This window comes from Lysobacter sp. Root667 (assembly GCF_001427715.1).
Taxonomy (GTDB): Bacteria; Pseudomonadota; Gammaproteobacteria; order Xanthomonadales; family Xanthomonadaceae; genus Lysobacter.
On the sequence record NZ_LMHF01000002.1, the window covers coordinates 21,575 to 40,211 of the forward strand.

The 18,637-nt window shown below is 68.4% G+C and carries 17 protein-coding genes; 2 read left to right on the forward strand and 15 right to left on the reverse strand.

Annotated elements, in window-relative coordinates:
* Nucleotides 1–2 precede the first annotated feature (2 nt).
* The 10 genes from ASD78_RS02415 to ASD78_RS02460 form a co-directional block, all read right to left on the reverse strand.
* Nucleotides 3–1,433, reverse strand: a complete 1,431-nt coding sequence (locus ASD78_RS02415) for a deoxyribodipyrimidine photo-lyase (protein WP_056098189.1) — start codon at nucleotides 1,431–1,433, stop codon at nucleotides 3–5.
* A 96-nt stretch (nucleotides 1,434–1,529) separates the two neighbouring features.
* Complete coding sequence (locus ASD78_RS02420) at nucleotides 1,530–3,167, reverse strand: S8 family serine peptidase (protein WP_056098190.1); 1,638 nt, start codon at nucleotides 3,165–3,167, stop codon at nucleotides 1,530–1,532.
* 233 nt (nucleotides 3,168–3,400) lie between these two features.
* Nucleotides 3,401–4,477 carry an alanine racemase gene (gene alr / locus ASD78_RS02425; RefSeq protein ID WP_056098192.1) on the reverse strand — a complete coding sequence of 359 codons (1,077 nt, stop codon included), beginning with the start codon at nucleotides 4,475–4,477 and terminating at the stop codon, nucleotides 3,401–3,403.
* Nucleotides 4,478–4,676: 199 nt separating this feature from the next.
* Nucleotides 4,677–5,819 carry a M23 family metallopeptidase gene (locus ASD78_RS02430; RefSeq protein ID WP_056098193.1) on the reverse strand — a complete coding sequence of 381 codons (1,143 nt, stop codon included), beginning with the start codon at nucleotides 5,817–5,819 and terminating at the stop codon, nucleotides 4,677–4,679.
* Between the two features lie 39 nt (nucleotides 5,820–5,858).
* A complete protein-coding gene (locus ASD78_RS02435) occupies nucleotides 5,859–6,206 on the reverse strand; it encodes an NIPSNAP family protein (protein WP_056098195.1) in 348 nt (115 codons plus the stop codon).
* A 320-nt stretch (nucleotides 6,207–6,526) separates the two neighbouring features.
* Entirely contained in the window at nucleotides 6,527–6,874 is a 348-nt protein-coding gene (locus tag ASD78_RS02440) for a glycine zipper 2TM domain-containing protein (RefSeq protein ID WP_056098197.1), read from the reverse strand.
* Nucleotides 6,875–7,206: 332 nt separating this feature from the next.
* Nucleotides 7,207–7,668, reverse strand: a complete 462-nt coding sequence (locus ASD78_RS02445; RefSeq protein ID WP_162250116.1) for a nuclear transport factor 2 family protein — start codon at nucleotides 7,666–7,668, stop codon at nucleotides 7,207–7,209.
* 95 nt (nucleotides 7,669–7,763) lie between these two features.
* Nucleotides 7,764–8,240, reverse strand: a complete 477-nt coding sequence (locus ASD78_RS02450; protein WP_056098201.1) for a GNAT family N-acetyltransferase — start codon at nucleotides 8,238–8,240, stop codon at nucleotides 7,764–7,766.
* Nucleotides 8,237–8,830 carry a hypothetical protein gene (locus ASD78_RS02455; RefSeq protein WP_200944117.1) on the reverse strand — a complete coding sequence of 198 codons (594 nt, stop codon included), beginning with the start codon at nucleotides 8,828–8,830 and terminating at the stop codon, nucleotides 8,237–8,239. The genes ASD78_RS02450 and ASD78_RS02455 overlap by 4 nt, the downstream gene beginning before the upstream one ends.
* A gap of 170 nt (nucleotides 8,831–9,000) precedes the next feature.
* Nucleotides 9,001–9,873: an MBL fold metallo-hydrolase gene (locus ASD78_RS02460; protein ID WP_056098203.1), complete on the reverse strand. Its 873-nt coding sequence runs from the start codon at nucleotides 9,871–9,873 to the stop codon at nucleotides 9,001–9,003.
* A gap of 246 nt (nucleotides 9,874–10,119) precedes the next feature.
* Here ASD78_RS02460 and ASD78_RS02465 point away from each other — a divergent pair, with 246 nt between their 5' ends.
* Entirely contained in the window at nucleotides 10,120–11,265 is a 1,146-nt protein-coding gene (locus ASD78_RS02465) for a histidine kinase (protein WP_162250117.1), read from the forward strand.
* A 10-nt stretch (nucleotides 11,266–11,275) separates the two neighbouring features.
* Nucleotides 11,276–12,100: a LytTR family DNA-binding domain-containing protein gene (locus tag ASD78_RS02470; protein WP_055899475.1), complete on the forward strand. Its 825-nt coding sequence runs from the start codon at nucleotides 11,276–11,278 to the stop codon at nucleotides 12,098–12,100.
* A 42-nt stretch (nucleotides 12,101–12,142) separates the two neighbouring features.
* Here the strand turns inward: ASD78_RS02470 and ASD78_RS02475 are convergent, their stop codons facing one another.
* The 5 genes from ASD78_RS02475 to ASD78_RS02495 form a co-directional block, all read right to left on the reverse strand.
* Nucleotides 12,143–13,555 carry a replicative DNA helicase gene (locus ASD78_RS02475; RefSeq protein WP_055899477.1) on the reverse strand — a complete coding sequence of 471 codons (1,413 nt, stop codon included), beginning with the start codon at nucleotides 13,553–13,555 and terminating at the stop codon, nucleotides 12,143–12,145.
* A gap of 302 nt (nucleotides 13,556–13,857) precedes the next feature.
* A complete protein-coding gene (gene rplI / locus ASD78_RS02480) occupies nucleotides 13,858–14,310 on the reverse strand; it encodes a 50S ribosomal protein L9 (protein ID WP_055899480.1) in 453 nt (150 codons plus the stop codon).
* Nucleotides 14,311–14,499: 189 nt separating this feature from the next.
* Entirely contained in the window at nucleotides 14,500–14,730 is a 231-nt protein-coding gene (gene rpsR / locus ASD78_RS02485) for a 30S ribosomal protein S18 (RefSeq protein WP_055899483.1), read from the reverse strand.
* Between the two features lie 26 nt (nucleotides 14,731–14,756).
* The gene (gene rpsF / locus ASD78_RS02490; protein ID WP_055899486.1) at nucleotides 14,757–15,185 is read right to left on the reverse strand and encodes a 30S ribosomal protein S6; all 429 of its coding nucleotides are present in this window, start codon (nucleotides 15,183–15,185) and stop codon (nucleotides 14,757–14,759) included.
* Between the two features lie 338 nt (nucleotides 15,186–15,523).
* A complete protein-coding gene (locus ASD78_RS02495; RefSeq protein ID WP_056098208.1) occupies nucleotides 15,524–18,634 on the reverse strand; it encodes an efflux RND transporter permease subunit in 3,111 nt (1,036 codons plus the stop codon).
* Nucleotides 18,635–18,637: the final 3 nt, after the last annotated feature.

Below are 18,637 nucleotides of genomic sequence, written 5' to 3' on the forward strand. Positions count from 1 at the left end.
CCCTACTCTCGCTGCTTTCGGTAGGCGGCCAAGGCCGCGTCGCGGCCGGCGGCCAGGTCGACCAGCGGCCGGGCCGGATAGTCCGGAGCCAGGCGGCGCAGCGTCGCCGGCTCGCGCCAGGGCGCAAAGCGCAGCGGCACCGGCAACGCCGCCAGTTCCGGCAGCCAGCGCGCGATGTAGCGGCCCTCGGGGTCGAACTTCTCGGCCTGGGTTACCGGATTGAACACGCGGAAGTACGGCGCGGCATCGGCGCCGGTGCCGGCCACCCACTGCCAGCCCAGGGTGTTGTTGGCCAGGTCGGCGTCGACCAGGGTGTCCCAGAACCAGCGCGCGCCGTGGCGCCAGTGATAGCGCAGGTGTTTGCTCAGGTAGCTGGCGACGATCATGCGCACGCGGTTGTGCATCCAGCCGGTGTGCCAGAGCTCGCGCATGCCGGCGTCGACGATGGGCACGCCGGTGCGCCCGTGTTGCCAGTCCTGCAGGCGCGGCTGCGCCAGCCGGGCCCAGTCGAAGTCGTCGAAACGCGGGTTGAAGTTGCGCTCCGGAGTGTGCGGGAAGTGATGCAGCAGGTGATGGGCGAATTCGCGCCAGCCCAGTTCGCGGATGGCCGCGTCGATATCGCCGGCGCGCGTGGCGCTGCGTTGCGCCTCCAGCGCCGCGACCACGCGCCAGGGCGCGATTTCGCCGAAGTGCAGATGCGGCGACAGGCGCGAGGTCCCGACCCGATCGGGGCGGTCGCGCTGTTGGGCGTAGCCTTCCAGCGCACCATCGAGGAAGGTCTCCAGCGCCTCGCGCGCGCCGGCCTCGCCGGGCGTCCAGTGCTCCCAGAAGCCGCGGTCCCAGTCCGGCGACGGCAACAGCTTCAGCGCCGCCAGCGGCACGCCTTCCGGCCCCTGCGCGCTGGCGGGCAGGGCCGCCGGCGGTTCCCAGGTCGGCTGCAACCGCCATGCGGCCAGCGCCGCGCGCCAGAACGGAGTGAACACGCGGTAGGGCTCGCCCTGCTTGGTCGCCAGTTGCCAGGGCTCGAACAGCAATGCGCCGTTGTGGCTTTCCGCGCGCACGCCCTGGCGGCGCAGGGTCTGCTTGATGCGGGTGTCGCGCTGCTCGATCGCCGGCTCGTAGCGGCGGTTCCAGTACACCGCCTCGGCGTCGGTCGCCAGCAGCAACGACTGCAGGGTCGGCAGGCTGGGGCCGACGAAGCGGCGCAGGTGCGAGCCGCGCGCGCGCAGTTCGCGATCCAGCGCGGCCAGCGAATGGTGGCGCCAGGCATCCGACGCCGCGCCCGGGCGCCAGTCGCCGTGTTCGTCGGGGGCGTGGATGTAGATCGGGATCGGCGTGTAGCCGTCGTCCAGCGCGGCCCGCAGCGCCGGGTTGTCGGCCAGCCGCAGGTCGTTGCGGAACCAGACCAGCGCGGTGGCGTCGGCGTCGGGCATCGCTGGACCGGGGCAGTCGAGGGACAGCCAGTATGCCGTTCCGCCGTGCCCGCGACGGACGGGGCCCGGCTGGGCCCCGTCCCCATTGCGTGACGCTTATTGCGACTGCAGCTCGGTGATCGCGGCCTGGGTCTGGACCAGGCCCCAGCCGGTGTTGTTGTCGAAGCCGGCGGCGTCGATGTCCTTGGCGGTCGTGTACAGGGCATCGCGCACCTGCGCCGCGGTCGCGGTCGGCTTGGAGCTCCACACCACCGCGGCCACGCCGGAGACGTGCGGCGTCGCCATCGACGTGCCGCTCATGGTCTCGTAGGCGGTGTTCGATACCGACGGCGTAGCGTCGACGGTCGCGGTCTGTCCGGCCAGGTTGGCGACGATGGTCTCGCCGTCGGCCTTGCTGATGCCCACCGCGGGCAGCGTGGTGGTGACCGGGTTGCTGTTGGCGTCGTACATGCCGATGCGCAGATCGCCGGCGACGTTGTTGTAGATCACCACGCCCAGGGCGCGGCCGGTCTTGGCCTTGGTGATCTTGTCGACGAAGGTGTTGGTGCCGCGCTGGCAGACCACGATCTTGTTGCGCCAGGTGTTGGAGGAGGCCTGGCACAGGCCGCCGTTGACCCAGCCGGCGCTGGCGGTGGTCTGCTTGGAACCGGCGACCGGAATCGCGGCGAAGCTGGACGCGCCGACCACCAGCGGATCGTTCTTCATCGGGTAGGTGCTGAGCGTGTCCACGCCCGGCGCGGCCACGTCGACCGCGGCGTTGAACTGCGAGAAGGCGGCCTTGACGTTGGCCGAGTCCACCGCCGCCACCGACACCACGCTGGGGTAGGACGCCGGGTAGCTGAGGCTGGCATCGCCGGCGTTGCCGGCCGCGGCGATGCTGAGCACGCCGTTGTTGGCCAGGGTCTGGAACGCGTTCTGCTCGGTGACCGAGCTGCTCGCGCCGCCCAGGCTCATGCTGATGATCTTGGCGCCGGCGGCGTCGCAGCGGTTGGCCGCATCGACCAGGGTCGACGAGTAGGTCCAGCTGCACTGGCCGTGGACGCTGCCGTTGGTGCCGTTGCTGCCGAAGATCTTGACGATGTGCAGCGAGACCTTGCCCGGGCTCACGCCGACCACGCCGGTGTTGTTGTTGGCCGCGGCGATGGTGCCGGCGACGTGGGTACCGTGGCCGCAGGTGTCGGTGTCCCAGCCGGCCGGGTAACCGGTGATGGTCATGCCGGCGAAATCTTCGTGATTCTTGTTGAGGCCCGAGTCGATCACGCAGACCTTGATGCCGGCGCCGGTGGCAGCGCCCGCGTCGAGCACGCCGTCCTGGTTGGCGTCCCACACATTGCGCGCCTGCACCTGGTCGATGCCGTAGGGCACACTCTGCGCCTGCAGATAGCGCGGTTGGTCGATCTCGACCGATTCCACATCGGGGTTGCCGCGCAGGGCCTTGATGTCTTCCGGCGAGGACAGGGTCATCACCGCGCTGTTGAGGCGGTCGAACTGGTAGTTCAGCACCGCGTCGCCGCCGCGCGCTGCGCTCAGTTTGCCGCGCAGCGCCTGGATGCGCTGGCCCAGGCTCTGGGTCGAGGCACCGGCGCTCTTGCCGGCGGCGGCGCTGGCGGTGCCGGCCTTGAACTTGACCCAGACGCGGTTCGGGTTGGGTTGCTCCTGCGCCGCGGCGGCGGTGGCAGCGACCATCGTGGCCAGGCCCAGGCCCAGCGCGTACATCAGCTTGCTCTGCTTCATCGATACCCCACGTGGAATGCCGGTCGCACTCCGGGCGGAGCGGCTTGCTGCTCGGGCGCGTCGTAGCGCCCGATCAACCGACCTTTATCCAAACGGGAAAATATCGCGCCCCCCCTACCTGCCGGGGGATATCCCTCAGGATCTATGACCGGATTCTCGTTTTAGAGAATGCCTCGGCGGCCGCGGTGCACCAAGAATCCACATGCCGGAGCCGAGGCCGGCGCACGGGCGCCTCAGCTCTCGACGAAACGCACCCGGCGCGTGATCGAGCAGGTCAGCTCGTAGCCGATGGTGCCGGAGACTTCGGCGATGCGTTCCACCGGCAGTTCCGGCCCCCACAGCGTCACCGGATCGCCGACGCGGGCCTCGGGGATGCCGCGCAGGTCGATGGTCATCAGGTCCATCGAGACGCGGCCGATCACCTGCGCCGCGTGGCCGCCGACCAGCACCGGCGTGCCGGAGGGCGCGGCACGCGGGTAGCCGTCGCCGTAACCGATCGCGGCCACGCCGACGGGCATGTCTTCGGGGCATTCCCAGGTCGCGGCGTAGCCGATGCGTTCGCCGCGCCGCACCCGGTTGACCGCGATCAGGCGCGTCGACAGGGTCATCGCCGGACGCAGGCCGAAGTCGGCGCCGGTGGTGCCCTCGACCACCGACATGCCGTACAGCGCTCCGCCGGGACGGATCCAGTCGGCGTGGGCATCGGGCCAGCCCAGCACGGCGGCGGAGTTGGCCAGCGAGCGCGCGCCGTCGAGGCCGGCGGTGGCCTCGGCGAAGGCGCGCAGCTGCGCGCGCGTTTGCGGCTTGTCGAATTCGTCGGAGCTGGCGAAATGGTTCATCAGCACGATGCCCTCGGCCACGCCGGGCAAGGCCGACAGGCGCGCATGCGCTTGGCGCACGTCCTCGGGCGCGAAGCCGAGCCGGTGCATGCCGGTGTCGATCTTGAGCCAGCAGCGGATCGGCTCGCCGTCGGCGGCCTGCTCCAGCATTTCGATCTGGCTGGCGTGGTGGACCACGGTCTCGACGCCGAGCCGGCGCAGCTGCGGCAGGTCGTCGGCTTCGTCGAAACCCGACAGCAGCACGATCGGTTGCGACAGGCCGGCCGCGCGCAGGCGGTCGGCATCGGACAGGGCCGCCACGCCGAAGGCGTCGGCGCCTTCGAGCGCGCGCGCGACCCGTTCCAGGCCGTGGCCGTAGCCGTCGGCCTTGACCACCGCCATCACGCGGCTGTGCGGCGCGCGCGCGCGCGCCTGGGCGAGGTTATGACGCAGGGCGTCGGTGTGGATGCTTGCGGAGGTGGGTCGTGCCATCGCGCTAGTTTATCGGCTGGCGCGTTGCGCGGGCTGTCGGGCTGGGGTGGGCGCGGGTTCCGGCAGGCAGGCGGGATGCGCTGCGGCAGCCTGCCCCATATCGGCGACCGGTCTGGGCAAGGAGGTCGCCGGTTCGGCGCGAGGTCCGGCCTGGATGCCGTGGGCGCCCCTCTCCCGGCGGAGAGAGGTCCGGGTTCGCTCAGTCGTTGAATTCGACGATCGTGTTCGGGGCCGGACGCTCGTGCTCGCGAGTGAGGCGCTGCCCGGCTTGCGGCGGGGTCCAGGGGGCTTTGCCCAGCTTGGACAGGTCCGGGTAGCTGCCCAGCACGCGGAAGCGCTGGAACTCATACGCGACCCCTTCCGCACCCAGCGGCGAGGCGCGGTCGGCGACATGGAAATGCAGATGCGGGCCGGTCGAATCGCCGGTGAAACCGAGCGCGGCGACGACCTCGCCGCGGCGCACGCGCTGGCCCGGCGCGACCCGTACGCTGCCGGGCTTGAGGTGTTCGTAGAACGCGTAGCGGCCGTCGCCCAGGTCCAGGGCCAGGTAGTTGCCGGTGGCGTCGCCCAGCGCCTGCTTGCCATGTTCGGACACGCGCGCGGTTTCGGTCACGTCGTCGCGCACCGCGACCACGGTCGCGTCGGCGACGGCCAGCACTGGCGCGCCGTAGCCGTAGGCGTTGGCGACCAGGTCGGGGTCGCCGTCGGCGCTGCCGCCCTGCGCGTCGAGCTTGACCCAGTCGATCGCGTAGCGGCCCGGAATGCGGGCGCGACCGTCGACGGTGTAGATCACCCGACGGTGGCCACGCGGCCAGTCCGGATGGTGGATCGCGATCCAGGGGCCGCCGCTCACCGGCGGTCCCAGCATCAGCGTCGCGGCCTGGGCCACCGGCGTATCGCCGCCGACGACTTCGACCGCCGCCCCGCTACCGGCGGGCGCGTAGTGGATGCGGTGATCGAGCCGGCGCGGCAGCGGCGCGCCGGCGGGCAGCGCGAGTTCCAGATACAGCACGCCGCGCTGGCCCGGCTCCAGCGTGCGCGCATCGCTGCCCTGCACCGCCGCCAGACGATCGAAACGGCGCACGAGCGCGTCGCCCGCGTAGTTGGCCAGGGGCGCGCCGCGTTCGGCGTCGCGCGCTTCCACGCCCAACAGTTGCAGGGGTTCGCCGCTGAAATTGCTCAGGTGCAGTTCGTAGACCAGCACCGATGCGCCCTCGATCCGCACCGGTGCCGGCACTGCCGGCACCTGCAGGTCGAAGGATTGGCGCAAAGGCGCCGTGCGATCGGTCGCGGCGGCGCCGCTGGCGAACATCAGCAAGACGGCGAACGCGAGGTTGCGCATGGGGCGGGGGTTCCGGGAATAGGAGGGGCGCAGGCCGCGTCAGGCGGCGCTAGGATCGGGCTCGCGCAGTTCTTCGATAGCGGCGTCCGACAGCCACAGCAAGGTATTGAGGTAATCCTCGATGCAGGCCACGATCCCGGCGCGCGGGCCCTCGCGCCACGCCGGCGAGCCGTAGAAGGCATCCTGCTGCGCGATCAGATCGGCGTGGTCGCGGTAGGCGCGGATCAGGAACCAGCTTTCGTGCTCGTGCTCGCTGCGCCCGAACGCGACCACGTCCATGCCGTGCTCGCGCAACATCGGCAGCGCGCGCGTGCGCATCGCGTCCTGGAACCGCGCCGCCGTGTCCGGCTTGAGCCGGTAGCTGCGGATTTCGATCAGTCGCTTCATGGCCGCGTTCCCGAGGTGATCGGCTGCGGATGCTGAGCGAGGGGGCTGCGGTGCGCAAGTCGCTACGGTCATGGTGCACGGGCGGTCCGGCTTCCTGCGGGAGCGGCGTGAGCCGCGATTCGGCGCGGGATGCAGCTGCGTTATCGCGGCTCACGCCGCTCCTACAGGGGAAGTCCGACGTTCTGCGATCAGGCGTGGCCTCCCTGCCGCGGCCTGGTTTCAGCTTGCTGCCACTGCCTCGCTGCCGCAGCCGAACGCCGACGCCCCAAAACGAAACGGGCCGGCATGGCCGGCCCGTTCGCTGCAGACGAATCGTGCGCTCAGTCGCAGCGGCGCTCGATCACGGTCTCGGTCTTGTTCTGCTGGTTTTCCTGGATCTTGCGCCCGACCAGGGCACCGCCGACGGCGCCGGCCGCGGTCGCGACCTTCTTGCCCTTGCCGCCGCCGACCTGATTGCCGAGCAGGCCGCCCGCGACCGCGCCCAGGGCGGTACCGGCGATCTTGTGCTCGTCCTTGATCTGCTTCGGACGCTGCACCTCGACGTCGTAGCAATGCGGCTGCCTCGGCGCCGGCTTGGCCTTGGACTTGGTCTGCGCGGTGGCCGCGCCGGTCGCCATGACGCAGGACATCAGGGCGACGGCGATCGTGGATTTGAGCTTAGCGTTCATGGGGATTCACCGGAGTGGAGAGAATGGTCACGGCAACATGCGCCGGGGCTTGTCACGATCGCGTTAAGCGGCGACGTGCCTGGGCGACAGTCTGGCGCGTGCAGTCTGAACCGTCGCATGCCTGCGCACCGCAATCGCGATCACATTCGCGCAAACGGGCAGCGGCGTCCTGATCCGGCAGTGCGCCCTGCTCCGCTCATTCCGCACGCGATCGGCCTACGCTGGGCATCGTGGCGACAAACCGTTTCGATCGCGTCAGGCCAGCGATGACCGAGGCCGGCGCAGACCCCGACAAGCGTCGGACGCTGCCGCGCCCCCAGGAGCACGATGGCTCAGGGCTGCGGGCGCGCGACCGCCCCCTCGCCCGCCAGCGCTTGCGGCACGCGGGTCACCTGCGTGTACACCATCCGCCAACCGCCGTCCCGTTTCGCCCAGACATGGACGATGCGGATCAGGCGAGTCTGGTGTTTACCGTCTTGCGTCCAGCTCAAATTCACGACCCCGCCGATCACCGCGGCGTCCGCCCAGACGATTTCGACCGGCTGCTCCATCGCATAGGGATCGATCTTGAATCCGGGCATACGGAAATCGGCGAGCGCCTGCTGTTTGTTCTCCACGCTGGCGTCCGAATTCACCAGCACGTAGTCGTCGGCGAACAGACGCGAGAGCGCCGGAATATCGCCGCCTATGGTCGAGCGGTGGTAAGCCGAAACCGCCTTTTCCAGCTCCGGCGGCAGCGGCGCCGCGGATGCCGACGCGGCGCTCGCGGCGAGCAGCATGACGGCGATCTTCAAGACGACCCCGTGGCCGTACCTCATCGCCAGACCCGCCCGCCGAGACTGCGCGAGCTTCTGGAACATCGGCTTCGCTGAGATAGCTGCCATCGGATTCACTCCCTGTCCGCGTAGTCGTACACGATGAATCCCTCGTTGACGGCCACTTTGTCGTACAGACGACGGCCGGCGACGTTGGTCGCGTGGGTTTGCCAATAAACGCCCTTGGCGCCTGCCGCCTCCGATTCCCTGCGCACGCCTCGAATCAGGGCCTTGCCGATGCCCCGGCCGCGCTCGGACTCGACCACGTACAGATCGCGCAGATAGCAAACCGGCTCGAGCTGCGTGGTGCTGCGATGGAACAGGTAGTGGCTCAGCCCCTGCAGGCGCCCCTGCGCCTCGGCGACCAGCGCGAAAACCGGTTCGTCCGGATCGAGGAAACGTCGCCACACGGCCCGGGTAATCGGCATCGGCAGCGCGCTTTCGCCGGCGCGGCCGTAGAAGGCGTTGTAGGCGGTCCACAGCGGCAGCCAGGCGGCGAAATCGTCGTCGCGGACGCAGCGAACCTGGGCGGCATTCGATGGAAGGTTCATTTCGCGCGCGTATCCGTGGCGATCCAGTTCACTTCCCAGGTCCTGCCGCCGTCGGCGGAAAAGGCCTGTTCGAACTTCGCGGAGTCGGGGCCGATATCGAAGATCACGAAACGCACCAGGATGGCGCGTCCGTTCAAGGTCTCCGACGAATAGAACTCGCCGCGCCCGTCGCGGAATTCGCCGACAGTCGGGATCGTCATCGTCCCCGCCGCCGAGTTGGCGAAGTTGAGGCTCCATTGCCGCGACTGCGGGTTGTAGAGTCGCAGCGACCCGGCGAGGATCTCGCCCGCGCTGCCCTTGACGTCGAGTTCCACCCAGTTCGCGCGCCCGCCCCAGACTTTGCTGACCGTCGTCGTGCCGGAGTACTCGACCCACTCGTCGGATCCGGTCAGGGGCCGCAGGCGTCGCCTGAGATCGGTCTTCCACAGGCCGATTTCCCAGTCGAAGTCCCGCTGCCCATCCCGTGGCGCCGGAACGGCAGCGGCCCGCTCGGTAGCTGGTGGCGTCTGCGCGACGACGCCAAAAGGCAAAAGGCCGGCGGTCAGCGCGCAAGCGGTCAGCAGGGAACGGATCGGGGCATGCATTTTCATCGTGAGGTTCCTGTCCGGTTCTGTGTTGCATCGAAGCCTTAGGTTGCGCTTTGGTGCGGCGGTCGATATCGCGTGTACGGCCTGCGCATGCCGTCGGTACGAGGCTGCGAAGAGCACGCCCTCCCCATCTCGCGGCCATCCGGCCGTCGCCCGTGCCCGCATGCCGGCCGCTACACACCCATCGCGATTTCCAGCAGAACGCGCCAGGCGTTCATCGGCAGCCATTCCTTGTATCCATCCCAAGTCTGGTACTGCGGCAGCGCGACGGCGTTCGGAACCTGCATGAACGGCGTGCCTTTCTTCAACTCGGCAAGAATCGCCGCCCTCAGATCCTGGAGATACTTCAGTTGATCCGCGACGCTGGACCTCGGCCCTACCGGCGCGTTGTGGGCGTACATCACCCGATCGAAATCGAGCTTGTCGATCTCGGCGAGCGTGCGCTCCCATTCCTTGGGAGAGAAGTCCGGCATATAGGTGAACGCCACCCGCTCCGGCACCACCAGATCGACCGTGTAGATCGCTTTCTCGCGCGGAAACCGGAACACGGTCATGCCTTCGCCGTGGTTCGGACCGAAGTACAGAAGCTCGACCCGACTTTCCCCCAGCCGCAGTTCCGAGCTGGATCCGGACCAGGTTCTGTCGGGCATGACCACATCCGGGCTGGGGTGTTCCTCGAGCCAGCGGGCGGTGGCTTCGTGGCTGATGATCGCCGCACCCTCCGCCTTGAACACTTCGCCCCCGCTGATGTGATCGTAGTGGTTGTGCGAATAGATCAAGTACCGGATGGGCTTCGCCGTGAGCTTGCGGATCGCCTGGAGCGATGCCGCGGCGAAATCCTTGTCGAAGCTGTCCATGACGATCACGCCGTCGTCGGTGATCATGAAGGCGTTGAAGGCCATGCCGGCGCCGAAACTGTAGAGCCCCGGCGCGACCTCGGTCGTCGTGTACGGGGGACGCGCCGCGACGGCGCCGCTGAAGGCGCCGAGGCCCAAGGCGAGCGCAGCCATGACCAGCAATTTTCCGAACAGACGATGGGTGGACATGCTTCGCGACCTCGTTTTTCCGGACTGCATAGCGCATCGGCCCCGACTTCGCGGCCCCGCTGCGCTCACGTCCTATGAGGCGGCATCGGGCCGTGCCGCGGGAAGCCTCGCCGCACGCGTTCGTCCCTGCCCTCGACGCGTTCGTCCCCGCAGCCTCGCTCCAGGCTGCGCAAGGCTTCCATCGCCGGCCAACAGTGCGATCATGCGGCCATGGGCGACATCCCGACTCCGGCTATCACGGCCCGCATGCGACCGCTGTCGGACTGGACCATCGACGCGGGGAATCGCCCGGGCCTGAAAGCCCGCGACCTCGCTCTGCTGGCGGCGATCTGGGCCTACGTCACTCTCTCGAATCTGCTGTTCGGCCTGAGCATGGCCACCAGTCTGGCCACGATCGGCGTCACCCACGTGTTCTCGCCCTGGGACGCGCGCCTGCTCCAGCACCTGCTGTTGTTTCCGGCCCTCGTCGGCTGCGCCTGGTTGTCGCGGCGGATCGGCTGGCAGCCCGGATGGCGGGCCTGGCCTTTGCAACTGCTGCTCGGCCTGGGGTTCGCCATGCTGGCCGACCCCAGCCTGCAACTCGGCGACCGCCTCGCCGGCGTTCCGCAATCCTTGATGCCACCGACGATCGCTCCGATCGAGGGCCCGCTGGACAAGCAGCAGCTCCTGTTCATCGCCGCATCGACCAGCCTGCTGCTCAGCTATGCGTTCTGCCTGGCGCTGCTGACCGGCTTCGACCTCTACCGCCGTTACCGCGACTCCCGCCTGCGTACCGAGGCGCTCGAACGGGCCTTATCCAGCGCGCACCTCGCCGCGCTGCGCATGCAGCTTTCGCCGCACACGCTGTTCAACCTGCTGCACACCATCCGCGGCAACATCAGCTGGGATCCGGCCGCCGCGCAGACGATGGTGGTGCAACTCGGCGACCTCCTGCGGCGCCTGCTGCGCCAGGGCGAACAGGAACTCTCGCGCCTCCAGGATGAACTCGAATGCGCGCGCCTGTATCTGGACTTGCAGCAGCACCGATTCTCGGACCGGCTGCGCTTCGCAATGCCGGAGCGCGCGTCGCTGCCCAGCGCCTGGGTGCCGAGCCTGATCCTGCACCCGCTGGTCGAAAACGCGGTCGTGCACGGCATGGCGCACCATACCGCGCCGGTGTCGATACGGATCGAGGTCGAGAGCGAGCGCGATGAACTGGTGCTGCGGGTCTCCAACACGGTCGCCGCCAACGCAGCGGCTGGCACGGACGGTACGAGCGGTATCGGCCTGAAGAACGTCGCCGAACGCCTCGCGATCCAGTTCGGCGAGCGCGCGAGCCTGCGCACTGGCGTCGGGGCAAGCGGCCAATGGCTGGCGCAGGTCCGCATGCCGATGCTGCGGGTCGAGAGCTGAAGCCGCCGCGATGCAGACCGCCGACCCGGATCGCGCGCTCTCGACCATGGACGTGGTGATCGTCGACGACGAACCGGCGGCGCGACGGGCCCTGCGCGAATGCTGCGAACGCGAAACCGACCTGCGCGTGGCCGGGGAATACGGCGATAGCCGCAGCGCATTGGAAGCCTTGCAGGCGCGACCGCCCGACTTGCTGTTCCTGGATGTCGAAATCGACGCCATGAGCGGCATCGACCTGGCGCGCGCGCTCGATCCGGCCACGCTGCCGCAGATCGTTTTCGTCACCGCCTACGACCACTATGCGCTGGATGCCTTCGAGGTCAGCGCGGCGGACTACCTGCTCAAGCCGTTCGACGACGACCGGTTCCGGGCATCGCTGGCGCGCGTGCGGCGCAGGCATGCGCAGCAGGACGTCGCGCAGCACCGTCGCGCGCTCGCCGCGCTGCTGGAACGCCTGCAGGCGGTCGAGCATGCGCCCGCACCGGACCGGGCCCGGATCATCGTCGAGTTTCGCGGACAGATGCGGGTGATCGACACCTGCGACGTCGAAGTCGTCGAGGCCGACCGCAATTACGTCGTGCTCACCGTCGGCCGTGAGGCCTGCACCACGCGCGGCACGCTGCAGCAGGCGGAGTCGTCCTTGCGTTCGCAACCGTTCATGCGGATCAGCCGCTCGTGCCTGGTCAACATGAATCACGTGCGTCAGGTCGACCGGACCCCGCGCGGCGACCTGATCCTGGTGCTCGCGGGCGGGCGGACGGTGACCAGCAGCGAAAGCTATCGCGAGCCGCTGCGCGAGTATCTGAACCGCATGCGGATCGGCTTGGAGGGCTGACGCCGCTGCGGGTAGCGCGACCGTCGGCTCCCGCCGCGCGGCTTACTCGAAAGCGCCCACCGAGTCGTGGCTCAGGTTGTCGAAGCGGGTGTATTCGCCGAAGAACTTCAGCTTCAACGAGCCGGTCGGGCCGGAACGCTGCTTGCCGATGATGACCTCGGCCAGGCCTTTGTCCGGCGAGGTTTCCTTGTTGTAGTAATCGTCGCGGTAGATGAACACGATCACGTCGGCGTCCTGCTCGATGGCGCCGGATTCGCGCAAGTCGGCCATCACCGGGCGCTTGTCGGCGCGGGTTTCCAGCGAGCGGTTGAGCTGCGACAGCGCGATCACCGGCAGGTTGAGTTCCTTGGCCAGGTGCTTGAGCGAGCGCGAAATCTCGGAAATTTCGGTGGCGCGGTTCTCGCTGTTGCCGGGCACCGACATCAGCTGCAGGTAGTCGATCACGATCAGGCCCAGGTCGTGCTCGCGCTTGAGGCGGCGCGACTTGGCCCGCAGCACGTCCGGCGACAGGCCCGGGGTGTCGTCGATGAAGATCTTGGCCTCGCGCAGCTGGCGGATCGCGCTGGTGACGCGGCTCCAGTCCTCGTCCTCGAGCTGGCCCGAACGCAGGCGCTGGGCGTTGACGCGGCCGACCGAGGAAATCAGGCGCAGCGCCAGCTGGCTGGCCGACATTTCCATCGAAAATATCGCCACCGCCTTCTTGCTGCGAAACGCGGCGTACTCGGCCATGTTCAGGGCCAGCGTGGTCTTGCCCATGGCCGGACGCGCGGCCAGGATCAGCAGGTCGGTGTTCTGCAGGCCCGCGGTCATCTCGTCGAATTCGGTGTAGCCGGTCGGCAGGCCGGTGACGCTGCCGCCGTTGGCGTAGCGCGTCTGCAGCACGTCGAAGGCTTCCGACAGCGCCTTGTTGACCGGGGTGAAGTCGGTGCGGCCGCGCGCGCCGGCTTCGGCGATCGCGAACACTTCCTGCTCGGCCTTGGCCAGGATCTCGCCGCTGTCGCGGCCGTCGGGCTGGAAGCCGTCATTGACGATGCCGGTGCCGACCTCGATCAGCTGCCGCAGCACCGCCTTGTCGCGCACGATCTCGGCATAGGCGGCGATGTTGGCGGCCGAGGGCGTGGTGCTGGCCAGCTCGATCAGATAGGCGCCGCCGGCGACCTGCTCGGACAGGCCCATCGAATCGAACCACTCGCCCAGGGTCACGGCGTCGAAGGGACGGTTCTTCTCGGCCAGCTCGCGGATCGCGCGGTAGATCAGCTGGTGGTCGCGGCGGTAGAAGTCTTCCTCGACCAGCTGATCGGCGACGCGATCGTAGGCGTCGGGCGCCAGCATCAGGCCACCGAGCACGGCCTGCTCGGCCTCGACCGACTGCGGCGGCACGCGCAACTGGTCGATGCGCTGCTCGGCGCGAGTTTCGAACCGCTTTTCACCGCGGAATCCGCTTCGTGCGCTCATCTGTGTCGCGGTCCTCGCTGAGCGGCCGTCTGGTGCGGCCGTTGGTATCGGGGGCGGTACGTCGGCCCTCATGGGCCCCGGCCGGTCGCACATCGTAGGGGCGAATGCCCTGCCGGCGTTGCAGACAAGCCTGTGGCGAAGCTGTGGATAAGAGGTGGGCAACTTTCCCTCTATCGCACGCTTCGGTCTCATCGGCTGCGACGATAGCCGCCGCCGCGACGGCAGGCGCTCAGGCGCGCGACCGCCGCAAAAACAAAGGGCGCCTCGCGGGCGCCCTTCGTCCTACGCCACGTCGGCTCGGATCAGGCGACTTCGCCTTCGATCACGACCTTGACGGTGACTTCGACGTCCGCATGCAGGTGCAGCAGGATGTCGTATTCGCCGGTGCGACGCAGCGGGCCTTCGCCCATGATCACTTCCGACTTCTCGACCGGGTGGCCGTGCTTGGTCAGGGCCTCGGCGATATCGCGCGGGGTGACCGAACCGTACAGCTTGCCTTCGGTGGAAGCGTTGGCGTGGATCGTGACCGACACGTCCTCGAGCTTGGCCTTGCGGCCTTCGGCGCCGTCGAGCTGCGACTTGGCCTTGGCCTCGTACTCGGCGCGCTTGGCTTCGAACTCGGCCAGGTTGGCGGCGGTGGCCGGCACGGCCTTGCCCTGCGGGACCAGGAAGTTGCGGCCGTAGCCCGGCTTCACGTTGACCTTGTCGCCGAGGTTGCCGAGGTTGGTGACTTTCTGCAGGAGGATCAATTGCATGGGTGTGCTCCGTATTCGTTAGCGGGCCTGTAGGTCCGCAGCGAGGTGCGCTGTCCGAAAAGGCTTTGTGCGGGTCCGGGCCGCTGTCGCGGCCCTCACCCCTGCCCTCTCAGCTTCGGACGCCTTACGGGCGCCGCCAGCGGGAGAGGGGGACAAAGGGTTCGCCCACGAGCGGGCGAACATCCTTACTTAGGCGTTGTGGTTGTCGGTGTACGGGATCAGCGCGAGGAAACGGGCGCGCTTGACGGCCGTCGACAGCTGGCGCTGGTACTTCGACTTGGTACCGGTCACGCGGCTCGGCACGATCTTGCCGGTCTCGGTGAGGTACTGGCGCAGGGTGTTGAGATCCTTGTAGTCGATCTCTTTCACGCCTTCGGCGGTGAACTTGCAGAACTTGCGGCGGCGGAAGAACTTGGACATGGTGCGTTGCTCCTAAGAGGGTGCGATCAGGCGGCTTCGGCGTTGTCTTCGGCGCTGTCGGCGGTGCCGACTGCGCTGTCGCTGTCGTCGTCACGACGACGGCGCTCGCCGCGCTCGGGCTTGTCGCCCTTCTCGTCCTTGAACTTCATGATCAGGGACTGTTCGGTGTCGGCCTCGTCGCGCTTCATGACCAGGTGACGCAGCACCGCGTCGTTGAAACGGAAGCCGTCGACCAGCTCGTTGAGCACGGTCTGGGTGACTTCGATGTTGAGCAGGACGTAGTGGGCCTTGACCAGGTTCTCGATCGGGTAGGCCAGCTGACGGCGGCCCCAATCTTCGAGACGGTGGATCTTGCCCTCGCCGGCTTCGATCAGCGACTTGTAGCGCTCGATCATGGCCGGGACCTGCTCGCTCTGGTCCGGGTGGACCAGGAATACGACTTCGTAATGACGCATCGTTGTTTCCTTGTGGGTGTCGGCCCGTCATCGGGCCGGTTCAGCCCCCCGCCACCGTGGCGAGTAGGTCGCCGGGCGCGGTAGGGCAAGGGTCCTGCGACGGCACGGGGCCGCGCGGGAGCCGGAAATTATGGCAGGGTCAAGGGCTTAGGTGCAAATCGGGGCTGGGAGACCGGGCCCGGGGGGCTTCGGGGCGGGAGCGGTGCGGGCCGCGACCTGCTCGGGTCCCCCGTGGTGGCGTGGTCGCGGCTTACGCCGCTCCTACCCCACGGCCCGGCGATCGGAGCTGGGCACCCTGCCCAGGACCGCCCGTTCAGGGCGGCCCCGGGACGCGGGGCTTATTCGACGTGCAGGGCCGCGACGGCCGCGCCCGGCAGCGACGGCTCGGCCGGCTTGCCGCGGGCCCGGCGCAGGGTCCGGGCGCTGCCATTGCGCAGGTCGTCGAGGATCGCGTAGATCGTCGGCAGGAACAGCAGGCTGACCAGGGTCGAGAACGCCAGGCCGCCGGCGATGGCGCGCGCCATCGGGTAGTAGGCCGGCATGTCGTTGCCGCCGCTGGTCGACAGCGCGATCGGCACCATCGCCAGGATCGCCGTGCCCATGGTCATCAGGATCGGACGCAGGCGTTCGCGGCTGCCCTCGACCAGCGCTTCGGTGCGCGACAAGCCGCGCCGGCGCAGGTTGTTGATGTGCTCGATCATGACGATGCCGTTGTTCACCACCACGCCCATCAGCACCAGGATGCCGATGAAGGACATGATCCCGAACGTGGTCCCGGTGATCCAGAACAGCCAGAACACGCCGAACACCGAGAACAGCACGCCGCTCATGATCGCCGCCGGGAACAGCAGCGACTCGAACACCGCCGCCATCACCACGTAGATCATGATCAGGGCCAGGGCCAGATTGAACAGCATCTGGCCCATCGCGTCGTCCTCGTCCTCGAACGCGCCGCCTTCGAAGGAGTAGCTGTAGCCGGCCGGGAACGAGACCGCCTTCAGGGTGTCCTCCATCGCCTTGCGCGCTTCCGGCACGGTGGCCTTGTCGGCCAGGTTGGCCTGGATCGTCAGCGTGGTCTGGCGGTTGGCGCGGCGGATCTCGGTCGCGGCCGGACGCACGCTGACGTCGACCATGCTCAGCAGCGGCACGGTACGGCCGTCGGGGGCGCGCACGGTGAACGAGGCGATGTCCTCGACGCCGTAGTTCTCGGCGCCGGCGAAACGCACCCACACCGGCACTTCGGTCTCGCCGCGGCGGAACTCGCGCAGCGGTGCGCCGCGCAGGGCCAGGCCGACGAAGCGCGAGACTTCCTGTGCGCTGAACCCGAACGACGCCGCGCGCTCGCGGTCGACCCGCACCGCCAGCTCGCTGTTCTGGTCGCCGGCGTCGACGCGCACGTCGCGCAGTTCCTTGCGCTTGGCCAGGATCGGAACGATGTCCTTGGCGACCTCGGCCAGCGTCTGGGTCGAGTCGCCGACCAGTTGCACCTGCACGTTCTTGCCCGGCTGGCCGCCACCGCCGCCCGGCCCGCCCTGGTCGCCGATGCCGATGTCGGCACGGGCCGATTTCGGCAGCGCCTTGCTGAGCGCGTCGACCAGCGGTTTGGTCTGGCTGATTTCCTTGGTGTCGAAGGTGACGCGGGTGCCGGCGCCGCCGCTCTCGCTGTAATACGAGTAGACCTGGGTGATGTGGAATTTCTTGCGGTTGGCGTCCAGGAAGTTCTCGATCCGCAGCACCTCGTCCGACATCTGCTCCTTGGTGTAGCTGCCCTTCCATTGATAGAAGACGTTGACTTCGCCGCCCTCGTCGCCGCCGAACATGTCGAACTTGGTATGGGTCGCCGGGAACACGCTGACCGCGATGATCAGCACGATGCCCAGCACGCTCCAGCCGCGGTGGGCCAGAGTCCAGCGCAGAAAACGCGCGTAGCGCGTCTGCAGGCGCGGGATCAGGCCGCGCGTGTTGTTGACCGTGGGCGGGGTCTTCAGGCGCGCCGAGATCATCGGGATCAGGCTGACCGCGACCAGCCACGAGGCCAGCAGCGAGACCGAGATCGTGATCGCGATCTGGGCCATGTAGATGCTGAGGAAGTTGCGATCGCCGAACAGGTTGGGCAGGAACACGATGCAGTGGCACAGGGTGCCTGCCGACAGCGCGATGGCGACGTGGCGGGTGCCCAGAATCGAGGCCAGGCGCGGCTGCTCGGGCATCTTCTCGCGTTCCTGATAGATGCTCTCCACCACCACCACGGCGTTGTCGACCAGCATGCCGACCGCCAGCAGCAGCCCCATCATCGACAGGATGTTGAGGGTGACCCCGGCGAAGTACATGAAGCCCAGGGTCATCACGAAGCAGATCGGAATCGCCAGGGTCACCATCAGCGTCGAGGGCCAGTGGCGCAGGAAGAAGAACAGCACCGCGATCGACAGCAGCAGGCCGATGCCGCCGGCCTCGGCCAGATCGAGCAGCGAACTGGTGACGTTCTCGCCCTGGTTCTCGATGATCTTGACCTGCACGCCGCGCAGCGAGGGCTCCTTGCGGATGTCCTCGACCTCCTGCAGCGCCAGCCGCGAGACCTCGACCAGGTTGGCGTTGCGCTCCTTGAAGATGTCCAGGCCGACCGCGGGACGGCCGTCGAGGCGGCGGCCGTAGTCCATGCGCGCCGGCTTCATGCGCACATCGGCGATATCGCCCAGACGGGTGCCGTTGCCGCCGATCACCAGATCGCGCAGTTGCTGCAGGTCGGTCACCTCGCCCACCGGCTGCACGCGCAGGCGCTGGCCGCCGTCGTCGATCTGCCCGGCCGAGACCGAGAAGTTCACCGCCTGCAGGCGCGTGGTCAGATCGTTGAGGCTGAGGTTGTGGGCGGTCAGGCGGTCGGGCTGGATCGCGATCTCGACTTCGTTCGGCGGCGCGCCGGAGACCTCGACCCGGGCCACGCCGGGCAGACGCTCGATGCGGCGCTTGAACTCGCGGTCGATCAGGTCGTAGGCGCCGGTGAGGTCGGTTTCGCCGGCCAGGCGCACCTTCAGCACCGGCTGATCGGTGGTCGAGAACTTGAGCACGAAGTAGCGCTGCAGGTCCTCGGGCAGGTCGGCGCGGATCGCGTCGATGCGCTCGCGCGCCTCGGACGCGGCGATCGCCACATCGCGGTCCCAGTTCGAGAACTGGATGAAGAGGTTGGCGCCGTCCGCGCGCGCACTGGCATCCATGCGCTTGATGCCGGTCATGGTCGACAAGGACTCTTCGACCGGACGCAGCACGGTGCGCTCGACCTCTTCCGGGGTCGAGCCGGTGTACGGCATCTGCACGAAGATGAAGGGCGGCGATACCTCGGGGAACGCTTCCAAGGGCAGCCTGATCGCAGCGATCAGGCCGACCACGAACAGCGACACGAACAGCATCACCGCAGTGACGGGTCGCTTGATGCTGAGCTCGGCGATGCTCATCGG